The sequence below is a fragment of the Flavobacterium facile genome, assembly GCF_036321945.1.
GTDB lineage: Bacteria > Bacteroidota > Bacteroidia > Flavobacteriales > Flavobacteriaceae > Flavobacterium > Flavobacterium facile.
In genome coordinates, this window is record NZ_JAZAYT010000026.1 from 1 (window position 1) to 16,644 (window position 16,644).

The 16,644-nt window shown below is 30.1% G+C and carries 18 protein-coding genes; 2 read left to right on the forward strand and 16 right to left on the reverse strand.

Annotation, left to right across the window (positions count from 1 at the left end; all coding sequences use genetic code 11):
• Positions 1–77 precede the first annotated feature (77 nt).
• From UEQ13_RS01815 to UEQ13_RS01890, 16 genes are all read right to left on the reverse strand, one after another.
• Positions 78–1,082, reverse strand: a complete 1,005-nt coding sequence (locus UEQ13_RS01815) for an IS30 family transposase (protein WP_329804339.1) — start codon at positions 1,080–1,082, stop codon at positions 78–80.
• Positions 1,083–1,293: 211 nt separating this feature from the next.
• Positions 1,294–2,058 carry a hypothetical protein gene (locus UEQ13_RS01820; RefSeq protein WP_329804646.1) on the reverse strand — a complete coding sequence of 255 codons (765 nt, stop codon included), beginning with the start codon at positions 2,056–2,058 and terminating at the stop codon, positions 1,294–1,296.
• A 174-nt stretch (positions 2,059–2,232) separates the two neighbouring features.
• A complete protein-coding gene (locus tag UEQ13_RS01825; RefSeq protein ID WP_329804647.1) occupies positions 2,233–2,835 on the reverse strand; it encodes a DUF6705 family protein in 603 nt (200 codons plus the stop codon).
• Positions 2,836–2,847: 12 nt separating this feature from the next.
• A complete protein-coding gene (locus tag UEQ13_RS01830; protein ID WP_329804648.1) occupies positions 2,848–4,254 on the reverse strand; it encodes a hypothetical protein in 1,407 nt (468 codons plus the stop codon).
• A gap of 296 nt (positions 4,255–4,550) precedes the next feature.
• Positions 4,551–5,177, reverse strand: a complete 627-nt coding sequence (locus UEQ13_RS01835; protein ID WP_329804649.1) for a hypothetical protein — start codon at positions 5,175–5,177, stop codon at positions 4,551–4,553.
• A 62-nt stretch (positions 5,178–5,239) separates the two neighbouring features.
• Complete coding sequence (locus tag UEQ13_RS01840; RefSeq protein WP_329804650.1) at positions 5,240–5,671, reverse strand: hypothetical protein; 432 nt, start codon at positions 5,669–5,671, stop codon at positions 5,240–5,242.
• Between the two features lie 432 nt (positions 5,672–6,103).
• Positions 6,104–7,876: a T9SS type A sorting domain-containing protein gene (locus tag UEQ13_RS01845; protein ID WP_329804651.1), complete on the reverse strand. Its 1,773-nt coding sequence runs from the start codon at positions 7,874–7,876 to the stop codon at positions 6,104–6,106.
• A 53-nt stretch (positions 7,877–7,929) separates the two neighbouring features.
• Complete coding sequence (locus UEQ13_RS01850) at positions 7,930–8,457, reverse strand: hypothetical protein (protein WP_329804652.1); 528 nt, start codon at positions 8,455–8,457, stop codon at positions 7,930–7,932.
• A 5-nt stretch (positions 8,458–8,462) separates the two neighbouring features.
• Positions 8,463–8,831 carry a hypothetical protein gene (locus tag UEQ13_RS01855; protein ID WP_329804653.1) on the reverse strand — a complete coding sequence of 123 codons (369 nt, stop codon included), beginning with the start codon at positions 8,829–8,831 and terminating at the stop codon, positions 8,463–8,465.
• Between the two features lie 222 nt (positions 8,832–9,053).
• Positions 9,054–9,326 (reverse strand): hypothetical protein, encoded by a 273-nt coding sequence (locus UEQ13_RS01860; protein WP_329804654.1) that lies wholly within the window; start codon positions 9,324–9,326, stop codon positions 9,054–9,056.
• A gap of 44 nt (positions 9,327–9,370) precedes the next feature.
• Positions 9,371–9,793 (reverse strand): hypothetical protein, encoded by a 423-nt coding sequence (locus UEQ13_RS01865; protein WP_329804655.1) that lies wholly within the window; start codon positions 9,791–9,793, stop codon positions 9,371–9,373.
• Positions 9,794–10,175: 382 nt separating this feature from the next.
• The gene (locus tag UEQ13_RS01870) at positions 10,176–10,682 is read right to left on the reverse strand and encodes a GNAT family N-acetyltransferase (protein WP_329804656.1); all 507 of its coding nucleotides are present in this window, start codon (positions 10,680–10,682) and stop codon (positions 10,176–10,178) included.
• Positions 10,679–11,098, reverse strand: a complete 420-nt coding sequence (locus UEQ13_RS01875; protein ID WP_329804657.1) for an SET domain-containing protein — start codon at positions 11,096–11,098, stop codon at positions 10,679–10,681. Before UEQ13_RS01875 ends, UEQ13_RS01870 begins: the two co-directional genes overlap by 4 nt.
• 206 nt (positions 11,099–11,304) lie before the next feature.
• On the reverse strand, positions 11,305–11,622 hold the full coding sequence (locus UEQ13_RS01880; RefSeq protein ID WP_329804658.1) for a YbaB/EbfC family nucleoid-associated protein: 318 nt from the start codon (positions 11,620–11,622) through the stop codon (positions 11,305–11,307).
• An 81-nt stretch (positions 11,623–11,703) separates the two neighbouring features.
• Positions 11,704–12,825 (reverse strand): GTP cyclohydrolase, encoded by a 1,122-nt coding sequence (locus tag UEQ13_RS01885; RefSeq protein WP_329804659.1) that lies wholly within the window; start codon positions 12,823–12,825, stop codon positions 11,704–11,706.
• Positions 12,825–13,790: a transporter gene (locus tag UEQ13_RS01890; RefSeq protein ID WP_329804660.1), complete on the reverse strand. Its 966-nt coding sequence runs from the start codon at positions 13,788–13,790 to the stop codon at positions 12,825–12,827. The genes UEQ13_RS01885 and UEQ13_RS01890 overlap by 1 nt, the downstream gene beginning before the upstream one ends.
• A gap of 93 nt (positions 13,791–13,883) precedes the next feature.
• Between UEQ13_RS01890 and UEQ13_RS01895 the strand changes: the two genes are divergently transcribed.
• Both UEQ13_RS01895 and UEQ13_RS01900 read left to right on the forward strand, forming a co-directional pair.
• The gene (locus tag UEQ13_RS01895; protein ID WP_329804661.1) at positions 13,884–14,141 is read left to right on the forward strand and encodes a DUF4834 domain-containing protein; all 258 of its coding nucleotides are present in this window, start codon (positions 13,884–13,886) and stop codon (positions 14,139–14,141) included.
• Positions 14,142–14,199: 58 nt separating this feature from the next.
• The gene (locus UEQ13_RS01900) at positions 14,200–16,638 is read left to right on the forward strand and encodes a YfhO family protein (protein ID WP_329804662.1); all 2,439 of its coding nucleotides are present in this window, start codon (positions 14,200–14,202) and stop codon (positions 16,636–16,638) included.
• Positions 16,639–16,644 lie beyond the last annotated feature (6 nt).

Sequence of the window (16,644 nt, forward strand, 5' to 3'; positions counted from 1 at the left end):
TTTCATTTTGTCTAATTTCAGAATAACTTTTTTGGTCTTTTTAATTGACCAAAAGTTATTTCCGAAATAGGCTTGATTTATGCTATATAGTTAGTGATTTCTTGATTCATTTTTTCTTGAGGTGTTTTGTACCCTAAAACCTTTCTAGGTCTATTGTTTAGAGTTAATTCAGCATGTTTTAGTTGTTTGTTTGTTATGGTGTTAAAATCAGTTCCTTTAGGGAAAAAACGCCTAATTAAACCGTTCGTGTTTTCGTTAGTTCCACGTTCCCAGGAAGAATAAGGATTAGCAAAATATATATCCATTCCAGTGTTATTTGATAGCCATTTGTGATTTGCCATTTCCATTCCGTTGTCGTAAGTCATTGATTTTACAGTGTATTTGGGTAGTGTTTTCAAGTGTTTTGCAAATTGTTGTGTCACGGTTTCGGATTTTCTATTTTCTAATTTAATAATGAAAACATATCTTGTTTTTCTTTCTACAATTGTTCCGATGGCACTTTTTTGTCCTACACCAATCATTAGATCTCCTTCCCAATGTCCAACTTCGTTTCGTAACTCAACACTGTTGGGTCTTTGGCTAATATTTACTTGGTCTTTGATTCGTATTTTGTTTTTTCCACCTTTTCTATTGTATCTTCTTTTGGAATGATGATAGGGTAGAAGTTGTATGAGTTTTTTGCCTAATCTTGACTGTCTATGTTTATAAATATGCTGATAAATTGCTTCATGAGAGATTGTCATAATACTATTGTTAGGATAATCAATTTTAATTCTTCCAGCAATTTGTTCTGGCGAAAAACCACATAATAAGCCTCTGTAAACAAATAGTTTAAGTTTTTTATGAGTATTTATTTTATCAAGATTTCTTTTGTTTAAATACTCTTCTTTTGCAAAGAAATCTGCTAAAGTTGCATTGTATTTATCGGTTGGTTTGTGCATCCAACTATTTATTTCTCGAGTAATAGTAGAACGATTTCTATTTAGATGCTTTGCAATATAACTTTTAGACTTATTTTCATAGAGTAAAGTCTCAATAATAATGCGTTCATTTAGTGTAAGTCGTTTGTGCTTTTTTTCCATAATTCAACAAAGATAAAAATTATCATTTGTTGCATTAAGTTATTGAATTCTCCTTTTTTTCATAAAATGGCAGTTAACGTTCCGGCGCTTGGCGAGGTTGCGAGCTTCGGAACCGATTATTTTCTATCAAAGATAAAATTTCTTGCGAGAAATAAACGTGAATTTACTACAAAATTCGCAATCTTGCCAAACGCCTGTTATAGGCTGTGCTTTAGAAATCCTTATCGCATGGACAATCCTCAACATAGTTTGCTTCATAAAAATTCATAAATTTTGCAACAGCAGAAAAGGTCTCGTCGTATTTGAAATTTAAAATTTGTTTAAATAATTCAATTTGTAATTCTCCTGAATTGTCAGATTTTGTATGTACAATTTTATCTCTTAATTCTTTTAGTTTTGATATATGCTCATTTGTTGGAGTTGATTTTTGGAAGAAATTTTTACCATGTAATTGAGGTAATACTTTTTTTAATTTGTCCCAAAATTGAATTTGTTCTTGAATTTGAGTTTTATTGTATATCTCGGTTCTGTTGTTTTTTACTTCAACATAATTTTTATTTTCAGGTAATAAATGATTTATAAAACATTCAATTGAAGTAAATAAATTAATAATGCATGAACTTGAGTAACCATAAAATTTATAAAGAGTCTCACCATTTAATTCACTGAAGTTATTTATGTCTCTCAAATTTGTAAGCATTTCTTTTTTACTTTCTTTTCTGTCAATATTTAATTTATACGAAAAATCAAAATAAACCAATGTGAAGTCAGGTAATGGTATTGTAACATGTTTTCCATTATCATTGTAAATAAAAGCAAATAAAAGATCATTGTTTGTAGTCTCAATGATTACATTATGTGTTTTGCTCAATTTTTTTAATTCCAGACTATCAAAATCTTCCTTTGAACCTAATTTCTGTTTGTCATAAGTTTTAAGTCTTTCTTCAAACAAATATTTTTTTTTAATATGTTTCATTTCAAGGTTTTAAGATAAAGTTTGGTTGCATAGCCTATAACGTTCCGGCGCTTTAAGAAGTTGCGAGCTTCGTGACCACTATTTTTTCTATAAAAGTAAAACATAATTGCGAAAAATGTACGTGAATTTTGCACATTTCTCGCAATTTATTAAAACGCCTGTTGTAAGAGGTTTTTATTGTTTAATTAGTGTAAATTCTCCTTGCGGAAGAGAAAAAGCTAGAGGCGCAGGTTGCCCTTCAACTAAAGTTACACCCATTACTTGTGAAATTTTAATTTTCATTACTTCTTGTCCAGTTTCAATAGTTCTACGCATTGTAATACTAGCATATCTATTTGTTGATATATCCATAATACTACACTTTAGTCTTTTTTCATTTGGAGGACAAGTAGGGCATTTCCAAATCCTGAAATTATTATCAATAATCAAATTTCCATCAATAGTATGACTTCTTTGGTCATTATAAACTGTATTTATTTGGTTCAAAGTATTTACTTTTTCTATACCATTTTCAATATATTGGTATTCTCCAATAATTAAGTCTTCATAATATCTACCATTAAATTGTTGTACTTTTTTTATTAATATCATTTTAAATGAAGTTGTTCCATTGGAGTAAATATAAGTGCCTTCAAAAGGATTTAATAAATTATTTATATCTTTCATATAATATCCATCTGGCTGACCAAATCTAGATTGCGAAATATCAATTATTGGGGTTTGTGCTTTACATTGTATTGACAATAAGGCAATAATAATTATTTTTACTATTTTCATAATTTCTATATTTTAATTACAATTTGTTGAGTTTACTGTTGCTGTTGCGGAATTGTTACTTAATGAAAGTTTACTCCAGTTGGTTAACGTACTATTGGCTTTATACAAAGATACGTTTGAACTTGACATAAATTTTAAAAAAGCTCTTTCGTAATTACTATCTTTTACATATTCTTCATCTAATAAATCATTCATTTTGGTTTCAATTTCTTGACTTGAACATCCATTATTCTCAGGATTACCAATAAATTGATCAATTGTTTCATTAAAACTATTTGGGTCAAAAACAGCTGCATAAGTTTGAAATACACCATTGTCATCTTGGCATACCAGTAAAAAAGAGGCTAAATCAGCATTATGAGGTAATGAATAATTATTTAGAGCATTTAAAGTAACAATATCACTCCAAGAAAACATTGGCTGAGCTGTAAGTGGATGTGTATGAATTGCAGAGTATCTATTACCACCAGCAGTAATATATATTAAAGCATCGGTAGATTGATTTAGTGAAGAATTAGCATATCCACCATTTGAGTAATGAAATAATTCCTCTCCATTTTCACCGCTAGTTGCTGAAATTGTGGATTGAAGATTTTGTATAATAGGTTTTATGTTTGCTTTTGATGTGTTAAAAAGTTCTTTAAGTTTAGTACAAGGGGTGGGTGGAGTTAAGACGCTACCACTACCTCCACCATGCGGTCCAGTTGAAAAACCAATTGATGAAATTCCAGAACCACCACCTCCAGGGCAAGATACAGGCATCATTGTATATACATAGCCACCTGTTGTTGCCATATTAGTTGTACCCCAATAATCACAATTTGCACCATCAGCAAATGTATGTTGCCCTGATGCACATTTCTGTCCAGAAGAGTAAACATAGCCAGGTTCAAAACATTCTTCATTATATGAAAATTTACTATTTATTTCAGAAAGTGATTTTTTTCCTAAATATGTAAAAGTAATATTTTGATTTATAGAATTTTGTATTTCTCCTTGTATTGTTGAACTTAAATTGAGAGCATTTTGATTGTATTGTGCTAAAATTGCATCAAAACCACCTGTTTTGCTCGTTTTTAGTATAAGATTTTCAAATAAATAATTATTTGGAATCCTGTTGATTTTAAATGTATAAGTTTGATGATTCAAAGAATCTAAAGTAAACATTACATTGTCTAAATCAATATAAAAATTATTTATTGAATCATAATGTTGTTTTTGTAAAGTGTAAGTACTTTTTGAAGTGAATTTTTCAATAGACTTCATTAATTTTTTGTTCTTTTTTAAATCTTCAAAGTTTTTTCTTTGAACGAGTATTGAATGTTTATCAGAATTTATATATTCATCATATAAATCTTTTTCGCAGGAAAGGAATATAAAGATTACTCCTAAAGTTAAAGCCTTTTTGATGATTTTCATTTTTTGCCTCATATTTGAACGTTGTTTTTTAGTTAAAATTTAGTTTTCTGAAAAATACTTTGGAATATCTTTCAGCGTTATTTTCGTTAAAATCTCTTACAACTCATTAATATCCGCAACTACATTTTGCATTTAAAACTTAAGTCATTCACAATCCCACAAAAATATACCAAATACTTGATACCATTTTACGGTTTTTGGCGCTAATGTTTACGGTTTTGGTTTTTTTTGGTTTTTTTGGATTAAAGTTGATGAGTTTGTGGTGGTTGAGCTGTAGCGATTTATAACCTTAATTTTTATTTATTAAGTTTGAATTGTAATCTTTTAAATAATTCAATATTATTTGCATTTTGAGGACTATCTACTCTCATAATAAGTTTATGTTTGTCCCATTTTGTATTCTTTTTATTTTCTGAAATACTTACGAAAATATTAATAAAAGCAAGTTTGTCTGAACGGTTAGATATTTTTTGAAATTTATATACATTTGAAAAATCATATAATAAGCCTTCGTTAGTAGGTTTTCCATTTTGTTTTAAAACTATTAGACGTAAATAATCTCCTTCAAATGATGCGCTATATTTTCTATTGAATGTATCTTCTTCAAATCCATGTTCGTTTACAGATTTTACAATTAATTCTTGTAGTTCAGATTTATTTAGTTTTTTTGAAATTGTAGATTGCTTATAATTTTCTACTGTTCCATTCTCAAATTTTATGCTTGCCACATCACTTTTTTTGATAATATAAAAAGGACCATTTAGATTTTTATACACTTTATACTTAATTGTCTCTTGATCAATAATATCAATTTTTGCTTCAATAGATTCGCCGTCTATTTTATAGATTGTATCTTGACAAAGTGCTGAATGACTAGTCAATAATAAAAGGTATAAAAAAATGAATTTGTTAATTGTTTTCATATAAATGTTTTGTTTTCGATGGTCCTTGCTAATGGCTTTTTAGTGGCTGTAGTAATTCGTAATTAGTTTACAAGTATTGAACTTGTTATCGTTTGCCCTTTTGCGATATTAAATGTTGGATGCGAAATGCTTTTCCAAATATATCCACCAGAGCCATTTGAAATAAAAGCTTCAAAATAATATGTAGTTGGAGTGGTGCTTGTTATCATTGTATTTAAGTCAAAATAAGCTAAACCATTTGCATCAGTTGTAATTTGTTTTCTTATTGGTGGTAAAGTTGAGGAAGAAGTTACTGGTTGGTCAAACATCATAATGATGTAGTTTGGTTTTACATCTCCTGTTGTTGTTATTGCTGTTAATTTTACCCAAGTGTTTGTTGTTGAAGATGAACTATTACTTGTTTCTGTTGTACTTGAATTGTCGTCTTTTGAGCAAGAAATTGTAAAAAAGGTTACTACTGCTAAAATTGTTGCTTTGAAAAAAAATGTTTTCATTAAAATAGTTTTTGTTTTTTGCTTACTTTATTTTATGCTTTTTTGGTGTAAAAAGTCATTTTGGCGTTTGGTTGTTCAGCTTATTTCCCGCCTTTAAATTATGTTTTAGTTTTGTTTGTTGGTTTTTAGTTTTTGTTCGGATGCTATTTAAGCTAAGTCTTAAACACACGTTACTTCTTAGCATATATAACTTAAGCCATTAGTTGCCAACAAATCTAAAATATTTACTTACCCTAATTTTACGGTTTTCCGTAATTATGATTACTATTTTTGTTTTTATTGAAGAAGCGTGTGTTTTGCGGGTTTTATTTTATAGTATGCCCATAAAAAAAATCCAAATTTCAGGGATGAAGTTTGGATTTTTTGGGTTTGAAATTATGTGTGGTTTGTTACGTTTCTAAACGAAAGGATTCGAATAGGAGCGTGGGAGCTTTAATTTTTTATTATTTTTTTAATTAGTTTATCTCCGTTTTCTGTTTCAATTTGAAGGGCATATACTCCGTTGCTACAACTATCAATGTAAATGTTTTCGTTAAATTTTGAACTGCCATTTTTTACAATTCTACCTGTTACATCAATTATTCTGTAATTAAAATTTTCTGAAGTTGTTCCGTTATTTTTTATTGTAATGAAGTTGTTTGCTGGATTTGGATATATGATTATAGAATTATCCGAAAAACTTTCATTTGAAAGTGGATTAGGTTCAAAATGAGCAATAAAAATATTGTATGCATTTTGTTGATCATAATTTACTGTATCAAAGATTAGTTTTGTTTGTTGCAAACCATTTGTTGTTGCCATTTGTGTTAAACTTTGTGTTGAACCAACAATATAAAAATTGTTTCCATTGTTTTTATATGGATGAAAGTCAATGTCTTTTTCATCTAATTCTCCACCATAATAGGTGCCCCAAGATTTTGTGTTTTGGTCTGTGAATTTACAAATATAGGCATCATTACCGTAAGAACTATTTGTAGTTGTTAAATAACCATCATTTGTTGCAATGTTTGATTGCATACCTGTTGCACCATAATTGTAAAAACTATTTGAATCTCTATCTATTTTGATATATGACCTTGAAAAAGTATTTGATGAAGAAGTGGAATTACCATTATATGTACCCCAATTGCGTGTTCCATTTTGATTAAATTGAACTATAAAATTTGAAAAACCATTATTATTTGGTTGATAGGTGCCATTTGTTGCAATTTCTTCATTTGAGTAGTTTCGTGCACCTCCCGAAAAATAAATTTTATCATCTTTTACATCAATACTGTTTTTATCACTCATTGATTCACTTAAATTGCCACCATAGTATGTGCCCCACTCTCGCTGACCGTTAGTGTTAAATTTCGTTAAATGTATTTCTCTACAATTTTCGGGCAAAGGTTTATATGCACCTAATGTTCCAAAATAAGTATTGTAAGACCAATTTGGTGGACAATCAAGAGTATGACTGCCAACATAAACACCTGAAATGTTTGCTTTTAAATTCCAAAGCGGAATGTTTAAACCATAATAAGTAGTCCAAATTCTATTTCCGTTTAAATCAAATTTTGATATTTGAGATGCTGAATTATTAGGTGTTTCTTGGAACACACCTGTTGTAGCCATGTTTGGGCTTGAAGCGGCAGAAGAAATATATAAATTATTTTGACCATCAAATGATATTCTACTTATAGAATTAAATTCGTTGCCATTCCCACCAAAGTATGTACTCCAAACAACAGAACCAGTAGAAGTAAATTTTGAAATAAATATATCTCCACTACCATTCAAATTTTCTTGAAAAGCACCAGTTGTTGCAATATTTGAGTTGCTACTTGTAGAACCAATAATATAAATATTGTTATTATTATCAATATCAATATCTGAAATTTTATCAAAACCACTACCGCCCAAATAAGTACCCCAAATAATTTGACCCAAGTTATTAAACTTAATAAGAAAACCATCATAATCGCCACCACCATAATTTTGTTGATAGGAAGTAGAATTTGTAAAAGCTGTAAGGTTTGTTAAATCAGTACCATAAATAAAACCAACAATATATAAATTACCATTGCTGTCAATTTCACTATCTGTTAAAACAAAACGTTCGTCGCCAAAATAGGTTCCCCAACTGCGCTGGAAATTAAATTGAGCGTTTAAGTTTTTTGAATAAAAACAAATACCCAGTAGTAATATTAATTTTAATATTTTCATAACCTTATGTTTTAATAATTTAGGGACAATACCATGCATTGTCCCTAAAAAAGTTAATAAATTACTATTGTGTAATACCAAAGATTTGGTTGTGCTGGGTCTGGTTGATAACAATCATAATCCAATTGCCAACCACTTCCTGTAACAGCACTTGGAATAGTTTGAGTTCCAATCGGCACTGTTAAATTATTCCAACTTGTTCCAACTTCAAAGATAATACTTTTAAACACTTGTGCATTACTTGAACCTAAAGACCATGATACTGTACTTGCTAAAGGTGTTACAGATGAAGCTGAATTTAATCTTTCCCAGTTATTAATGTAAGGAATACTTGTAGGAGATTGAAAAGGGAACTTAAAAACATTTGCTGTATTTACCAAAGTATAACTTCCGCCAGGAGGAATTGTAACTGCACCATAAGGTTTACTATGAAACTCGGGATAAGTTGCAGAACTATTAGGTTTTGTAATAATGTCCCATAATTTTACGGTTTGTCCTGTGTAATTATATACTTCAAAAGTTTTTTGTGCAAAATTTTGCAAACTAAACAATAGTGTTGCAACGATAATTAGTTTTTTCATCTTGTTTAGTTGTTTTTTTGTTGGTTATACATTTCCGTTAACTTTTTAGAGTATTCTTTCATGGCAGTTCTAATAAGTAAATCAGGGTTTTGTTCTGTTTGTTTTGCTAAATCGGATTTCCCTAAAGAAGTCAATAGTTCATTTGCAACTTTCACAGTTTCTTCTGATGCTTGTGATTTTTGTTTGGTTTCAGCTGAAGATTCTTGCTTAGTTTGAAAATACGTTTTTAGAGAACTTTCAAAATTCAACATTTCGGTAGTTTTAGCAAATACCACGGATTCGGGTGCTTCTACAGCACTTTCATTGCTACTGCAAGAAGTTAGCGATAATGCAGTGATAATCATTCCTGCAAAAAGTAATTTAGTTTTTTTCATTTTTAGTTGGTTGTTCTCCTTTTAGTATTTCTACTATTATTGACGAATTAGAACATTTTTTAAGTTAATTTCTCCGCCATGTTAAAGTTTAGTATAAAAACATATACTTAATTTTCTTTTTTCTATGATTTTAATTTTTTTTTTGGCAGACTCATAAAAATCTGTACCTATTAGCGTGTAATAAATATAAATTACAAAAGACAACGTTTTTTATTGGGTTTTTTACAAATTTCCAAAGGTTTGTAATATTTGTTCTAAGCTAGAAGTTTGGTTAAAAGTGGCAATTAAGTCAGGAGTAGGGTATTGGGCTTTTACTTGTATTTCGTAGTTAGCTGGATTATAAATTAGGGCATACTTTTTATTGGCAATTTTGAAAACAATTGGTTTGTTTTTAAATACCTCGTTTATTTCCGCTAGGTTTCTTATAGGTTTGTATTCTTGCTTTTTTTTGGTCATGTTTACTAACGAGAGTATAATATTTATGTTTTTTTGCATTTGAAATATACTTCAGAGGTTAGTGAGTTGATAATTTCCAAAAATTACATAGCCATTCGAATGGATTTAATAGGCAACTGATTTTTCATGTACTCCGTTTTAGTACGAATTTTTTTCAAAATGCTAATTTTATAGTTTATTTTGTCTTTTAAGCTTTTTAAACTATCTAACGGTATGTTTCGTAAACCAAGTGATCCGAAAAAGAAAGCATCTGCATCATCATAACTTTTTTTGTATTCGTTATGTTCTATATTGAATGCATTTTTTAAATACTCGGAGTTGTTCTTGCTCCAAGTAAAATAATCTTCTTTATTGTTTTTTAAATCGGCTTGAGTGTAGACTTGTCTGTTATATAATTCTTCCCCTAATTTTATTCTTTCGTCTAAGACTTTGTTAAATTTTGTTTTAAAATATAATAATTCTGTTGGGATAGAATCTGAACTGTTATTGGATAGTTTTTTTGCCATATTTTAATATTTTAATTTGTAAACTAACAATTTGATTGTTAGTTTACAAAAGGTTAGTTTTCCTATTGCTAAAGAATATTTATCTTTTTGCAATACTAAATATCTGATTTTAATGTAACTGTTAAACTTTTAAAAATTTACTAGTAAGCAAAGCAATTTTAGAATTAGAAAAATCATTAGTTATAAATTTGGATTTTGGTTTAACAAATTTAAGCAACAACTTTGTTTCGATTTTACGGTTTTTGAAGCTAATGTTTACGGTCGGAAAAAAAACGCAAAATAAATTGAGTAGGGAAGTGGGAACCTTAATAAAACAAGGGTTTATTTAATGAAAAATCTGGATGTGATATCAAATTAAATAATTAGAAAGGGTAGAAATGGCTTATAAAGCTTTTTCTAAAATCATAAAAGTAAGAGGTTCAGCATGTAAAACAACATCGTCAAAATTGGAAGGAAAAGGTTCTCGATTTCCAGTGTCTTTGTAGCCATTGCGTTGGTACCAAGCAATAAGTTCTTCGCGAATGGTAATTACAGTCATTGTAATTTTGGGTAAGTTTAAAGCAAGAGCAAAATCTTCAGCAGCTTGTAAAAGTTTTTTTCCCAAACCAGTATTTTGTAATTCTGGTGAAATGGTTAGCATGCCTAAATATAATTCGGTGTTTTTATTGGTTAGTAAAACCGTTCCAATAATTTTATTGTTTTCTTGGTATACTAAAATGGTGTTTTTTGTATCTGAAAGAATTTCGATTAGTTCGGTTTCTGTGATTCTTGTACCTTCTAAAATATTGGCTTCGGTGGTCCATCCTTTTTTAGAAGTTTCTCCACGGTAGGCTGAATTTACTAGGTTAGTAATTTCGGTTACATTTTCTAAAGTTGCTATTGTAATCATTGTTTTCCGTGTTTTTTCCAGTACGATTTCCCGTAACTGCAGAATATTTCTTCTGAGGCTTTGATATTTTTTAGGGCAATTAAACATACATTTTCCTCGTCATCTAATGCTATTTTGGCATTGTTTTTAAATTGGGAAACGCTGAATCCAGAAGCATCATTGGCATATTTGGCAAAACATTCTACAGGATTGGAATCTAGAATGGTTCCGTCTAACAAATTAATAAAATATTGGTCGTTTCCTGATTTGGCGATAGTTTCTGCTTCTGTGTCGGATAGTATTTTTCCTTTGAATAACGTGATTACTTCGTCTTTGTAGATTTTTATAGCCGTGAACAAGCCTTTTCCTGAATTGGGAATTTGAGATTGTTGAATGTATAAATAATCTTTTTCTGAAGCGTTGATGTTGTTATCCATTTAAGGTACGAAGTTTTTTTGCCACGAAGACGCTAAGGCGCAAAGTTTTTATGTTGGGTTGAATAATTTAATAGTTTGCCACGAATTATCGAATTTTTTTAACTTGTTGAAATTGTAAAATTCGAATTTTCATCTTCGATGAACCAATTTTATAAGTTGTAAATTTTATAATTCGTGAATTCGTGGCAAATGAAATTAGTGTTTTTTTATTTAAACATATCCATTCCCGGAATACTTGGCATTCCTGATTGCGCTACGGCAGCCATTTCTGCTTCGTTTACGTTTGTAGCTTTTGTGATGGCTTTGTTTAAAACTGTTACTAAATAGTCTTCTAACATTTCTTTGTCTTGTAACAATTCATCTGCAATTTTGAAGTTTTTAATTTCTCGGTTGGCTGTTAAAGTTACTTGTAATAAGCCGTCGTTACTTTGTTCGTCTACTAAAACATTGTTTAATCTGTTTTTAGTTTCTTCCATTTTTTGTTGGGTTTCTTTTAATTTACCCATCATTCCCATTAAGTCCATTTTTTTTGTGTTTTAATTTGTTAGTTTACCATTAAGAAATTAAGTTTCATTAAGTCTTAATTGTTTAATGGAGTAAATGTTTTAGTTTAATTCTTTAATAAAAGTACAACGCTTCTTGTGATATTCTGGATCAAAGTGTTTCCATAAATTATGAATGGCGTGATTGTCTTCTAATTCTGGGGTTCGCATACAATTTTCTACACCTATTTTTTTAAAACTGATGTGATTTTCATTAAATATGATAGAAGTCACACCTTTACTTTGGTATTCAGGTAACACGCCAATTAAATAAAACACAGCGGTTTTGCATTTGTTTTTGGCTTTTAATAAATGTAAAAATCCTGTTGGAAATAATTTTCCTTTGGCTTTTTGTAAGGCTTCTGCAAAATCAGGCATTACGATACTAAAAGCAACCATTTTGCCTTCTTTATCCATCACAAATTTTATAAATTCAGGATTGATAAATGAAATGTATTTCTTTTTAAAATATTCTATTTGAATGTCGTTAATCGGCACAAACGATTGCAAAGAAGCATAACTTCCGTTGAATAAGGTAAACATTTTGTCTACATACGGCATGATGTCTTTGGTTTTCGTAAAGTTCAAATGGGTTAGTTCGTATCTTTTTTCAATCATATCAGCAATACGTTGAAAATTAGTCGCATCAATGTTTGAAAAAGGAAATTTACTTTCTAAATAAACTTTCTCTTTAGCGAAACCCAATTGTTCAAAATGCGTGGCATAATATGGAAAGTTGTACCAAGTAATCATTAATCCTCTTTGGTCGAAACCCTCAATTAAACAACCTACTTTGTCCAGATTTGAAAAGCCCATTGGACCTTCAATATTTTCTAAATTATGTTCTTTTCCGAAAGCGATTACTTTATCTAAAAGTGCTTTGGTGACTTCAATATCATCAATGACATCAAACCAACCAAAACGCACTTTCTTTTTGCCTAAAATATTGACTTCATCCCAATTGATAATCGCTACAACACGACCTACAATTTTATTGTTTTTATAAGCCAAATAAAAATGTGTATCGGCAGTTTGAAATACGGGATTTTTGGTTTTATCAAAAGTTTCTAATTCTTCTTGAATTAGTGGCGGTACCCAATTTTTATTGTCTTTATATAATTCGAAAGGAAATTTTACAAATTCCTTCATTTCTTTTTTCGTGAAAACTTCTTTTATTTCAATCATTATTCTACTCCGTCTTTTCTTTTCTGTTTATCAGCTTTTTTGTCCATTTTTTTGTCCATTTTACTTCTTGTGTTTGGCTTGTCCATTTTCACTTCTTTGTAGTTTTTAGTAAAACGCCACGTGAACCCAATTCCACCATAGAAAATCCCTGGAGTACTTTTTATATTCGTACCAACTGAGGCATCAAACTGCATGTTTTTTTCATAAAGAAAAGCAGCTCCTAAACGTACAATTCCGTCACTATAATATTTCCCATTATAGCCTTGATTTTCAACAAATACCGACCAGTTTTGATTAATTCCACGCGTTAAGGTTAAGATATAATCGATACTCGCAAAATCAGTTCCGATTTTATTATAAGCGATGTTTGTGACCAAAACCGTTCTACTTCCAAAATGATTTTGTGCAATTATCATTGCTTTCGGACTAAAACTTGGTTCTACAACACCGGCTGGACCGTAATTGAATAAATTATCTTTTACAAGATTAAAATTTGCACCAGCGTAACCTGCTAAAGCTGGTATGAATTGTCTCCATTTGAAACGGTGATTGGCTTTCCAACTGTACAAGTTTGGTTTTTCTTCGTAATTTTTAAATGGATCATAAAATAAATATTTTGCGCCTAAAATAGTTTGTTTTAGTGCGCTTCTATCCGAAGTTTTGCCTAATTGGTTATAGGTGTCTTTTTGGTATTGAAGTTCACCAATAATTTCTAATTCTTCTTTAAAAAATCCCCAACGAATAGCTAAATCTGCATTAAATCCTTTGGCATCATATTTTAAATTTTCGTGATCTTCTTTGATGTAGTTGACTCCCGTTTCTGCTTGAATTACATTTTTACCAACTGAAAACGCCATCATTGATTTTCCTGGGCGGTTGGAGTTTACCTCGTCTGTATATTGCGCGTTACAAATTGACGAAGCAATAAGTGTTGCAAACCAAAATATATTAGTAGTTGCCTTCATAAGTTTATTTTAAAACCCAAATGTAAATATTTTATCATAATTTTAAGTATTAGATTTGATATATTCCTTATTTTTGACAAAAAAAATACAATTATGGATACAGCAAGTGTGCCGGGATTTATTAGAACCATATTCTACATCATTTTGTTTTATTATTTATTTAAGTTCGCAATGAGATTGTTAGCACCCTATTTGATGCAAAAAGTCGCGAAAAAAGCAGAAGAACATATTAAAAAACAATTTGAACAACAGCAACAACAATATCAATCGCCAACAGAAAACCAACAAGAAGTTCCTAAAAAGGAGAAGAAAGTTGTAGGTGATTATATCGATTACGAAGAAGTTGAATAAAAATTTCCCCCTTTCGGGGAATTTTTTATTTTTGTAGGATATTAATTTAAGAAGTACAATGAAGAAATTAGAAAAATTTGCGCCACATTTATATGCCATTTTTGGTTTTATAGTAATTGCTGTTATTTATTTTTATCCAGTTTTATCTGGAAAGCAGATTTCACAATCTGATATTGCGCAATACACTGGTATGGCTAAAGAACAAAACGACTTTAGAAACGAATACCACGATGAACCTTATTGGACAAATAGCGCGTTTGGTGGAATGCCAACGTACCAATTAGGGGCAAAATATCCTCATAATTACATTAAAAGTTTAGATAGTGCGTTACGATTTTTACCTCGTCCGGCCGATTATTTATTTTTATATTTCTTAGGTTTTTACCTTTTATTAATGAGTTTAAGAATCAAACCGCTGCAAGCCTTTTTTGGTGCGTTAGCCTTTGGTTTTTCTACCTATTTGATTATTATTTTAGGAGTAGGTCATAACGCAAAAGCACACGCAATTGCTTATATTCCTATGATTTTAGCTGGAATTGTATTCATCTTTAACAAGCGTTATTTAGTTGGTGGAATTGTTACGATGCTTGCTGCAGGATTAGAAATTCAGGCGAATCACTTCCAAATGACGTATTATTTCTTGTTTTTATTCGCTTTCGTAATTGGATTTTATATTTACGAAATCGTCAAAGAAAAAGACTTCAAACATTTATACAAATCTTTTGCTATTTTAGGTTTAGGAGCGGTTTTAGCTGTTGGTGCGAATGCTACTAACTTATTAGCAACTGCCGAATATGCCAAATATTCAACTAGAAGTAATAGTGATTTAACTTTCGACGAAAACGGTAAAAAGAAAACCGATAATAATGCGATGAGTTATGAATACATTACGCAATATAGTTACGGAGTTTCTGAAAGTTTAAATTTGATTGCACCTAAATTATTCGGTGGATCAAGTTATGACGATTTAGGAGCTGACTCAGCTATGTATCAATTTATTATAGGACAAAATGTTCCTGAAAACGAAGCAAGAGAATTAGTCAAACAAATGCCAACCTATTGGGGTGATCAAACAAGTGTTGCTGCACCAGCTTATATTGGAATTGTGGTGTTTTTCTTAGCGGTTTTAGCTTTATTTTTAGAAAAAAGAAGAATCAAATACGCTTTAGTTGCTGGAGCGATTTTCTCTATTTTATTATCGTATGGTAAGAATTTCGAACCTTTAACAAGTTTCTTTATTGATTATGTACCGATGTATAATAAGTTTAGAGCGGTTTCATCCATTCAAGTTATTTTAGAATTATGTTTACCTGTTTTAGCCGCTTTAGGTTTAAATGCGTTTATCAATTCAGATGAAGAAGAAAGAAAAAAACCTTTGTTATATTCAGGCGCAATAGTTGGAGGACTTTTAATCATTATTTTAATGGCGAATGGAGTCTTCACATATTCTGGTGCAAACGATAAATTTTACGCACAACAATACGGTCCAGAAGTAATGAAAGTCTTAAAAGAAGATAGAGAAAGTATGTATTTTGCTACTATTTTCCGTTCTTTAGGATTTTTAGCTGTGGCTTTTGGAATTCTGTTTTTCTATACTAAAAAGACGTTCTCACAATTTACAACTGTCGTTTTAGTTGGTTTAGTAATGGTAATCGATTTATTTGTAGTAGCGAAAAACTATGTAAAAGCTGATGATTTCGTTTCTAAAAGTCAAATTGAAAGACCTTTTGGTGAACCAACAGAAGCAGATGCTCGTATTTTAGAAGATACAACACATTTCAGAGTTTTCGATGTGGATGGACATATGAATAGTGCTAGAGCTTCTTTTTATCACCAATCAATTGGAGGATATCACGCGGCAAAACCTAAGAAAATGCAAGAATTATTCGATTATCAAATTGCGAAAAACAATATTGAAATCTTGAATATGTTAAATGCGAAATACATTTTACAATCCAATAAAGAAGGCATTCAACAAGCTTTAGAAAACCCGAATGCTAATGGTAACGCTTGGTTTGTTTCGAAAGTAAAAGTTGTAAAATCTGGTGATGAAGAAATGAAAGCTTTAGATAATTTGAAAACTAAAGAAGAAGCAACTTATCAAGAAAATAAAATTGTAAAAGGAAAAAATGTTCCTTTTCAAACAGGTAAAGATTCAACTTCAACAATTGAGTTGATTTCATATAAACCAAATCATTTAAAATACGTTTCTAATAATTCTAAAAATGGTTTTGGAGTATTTTCTGAAATGTATTATGAAAAAGGTTGGATAGCTACAATTGATGGAAAAGATACTAAAATTCACAACGTAGATTACGTTTTACGTGGCTTACAAATTCCAGCAGGAAAACATACTATCGAATTCAAATTTGAACCACAAGTGGTAAAAACTGGAAGTACAATAGCTTTGATTTCTACACTATTAATGCTTTTAACTATTGGTTTAGGGATTTTTTACTGGAGAAAGCAGAATAAGAAACTGGCTGAGATAAAATAAATTTAT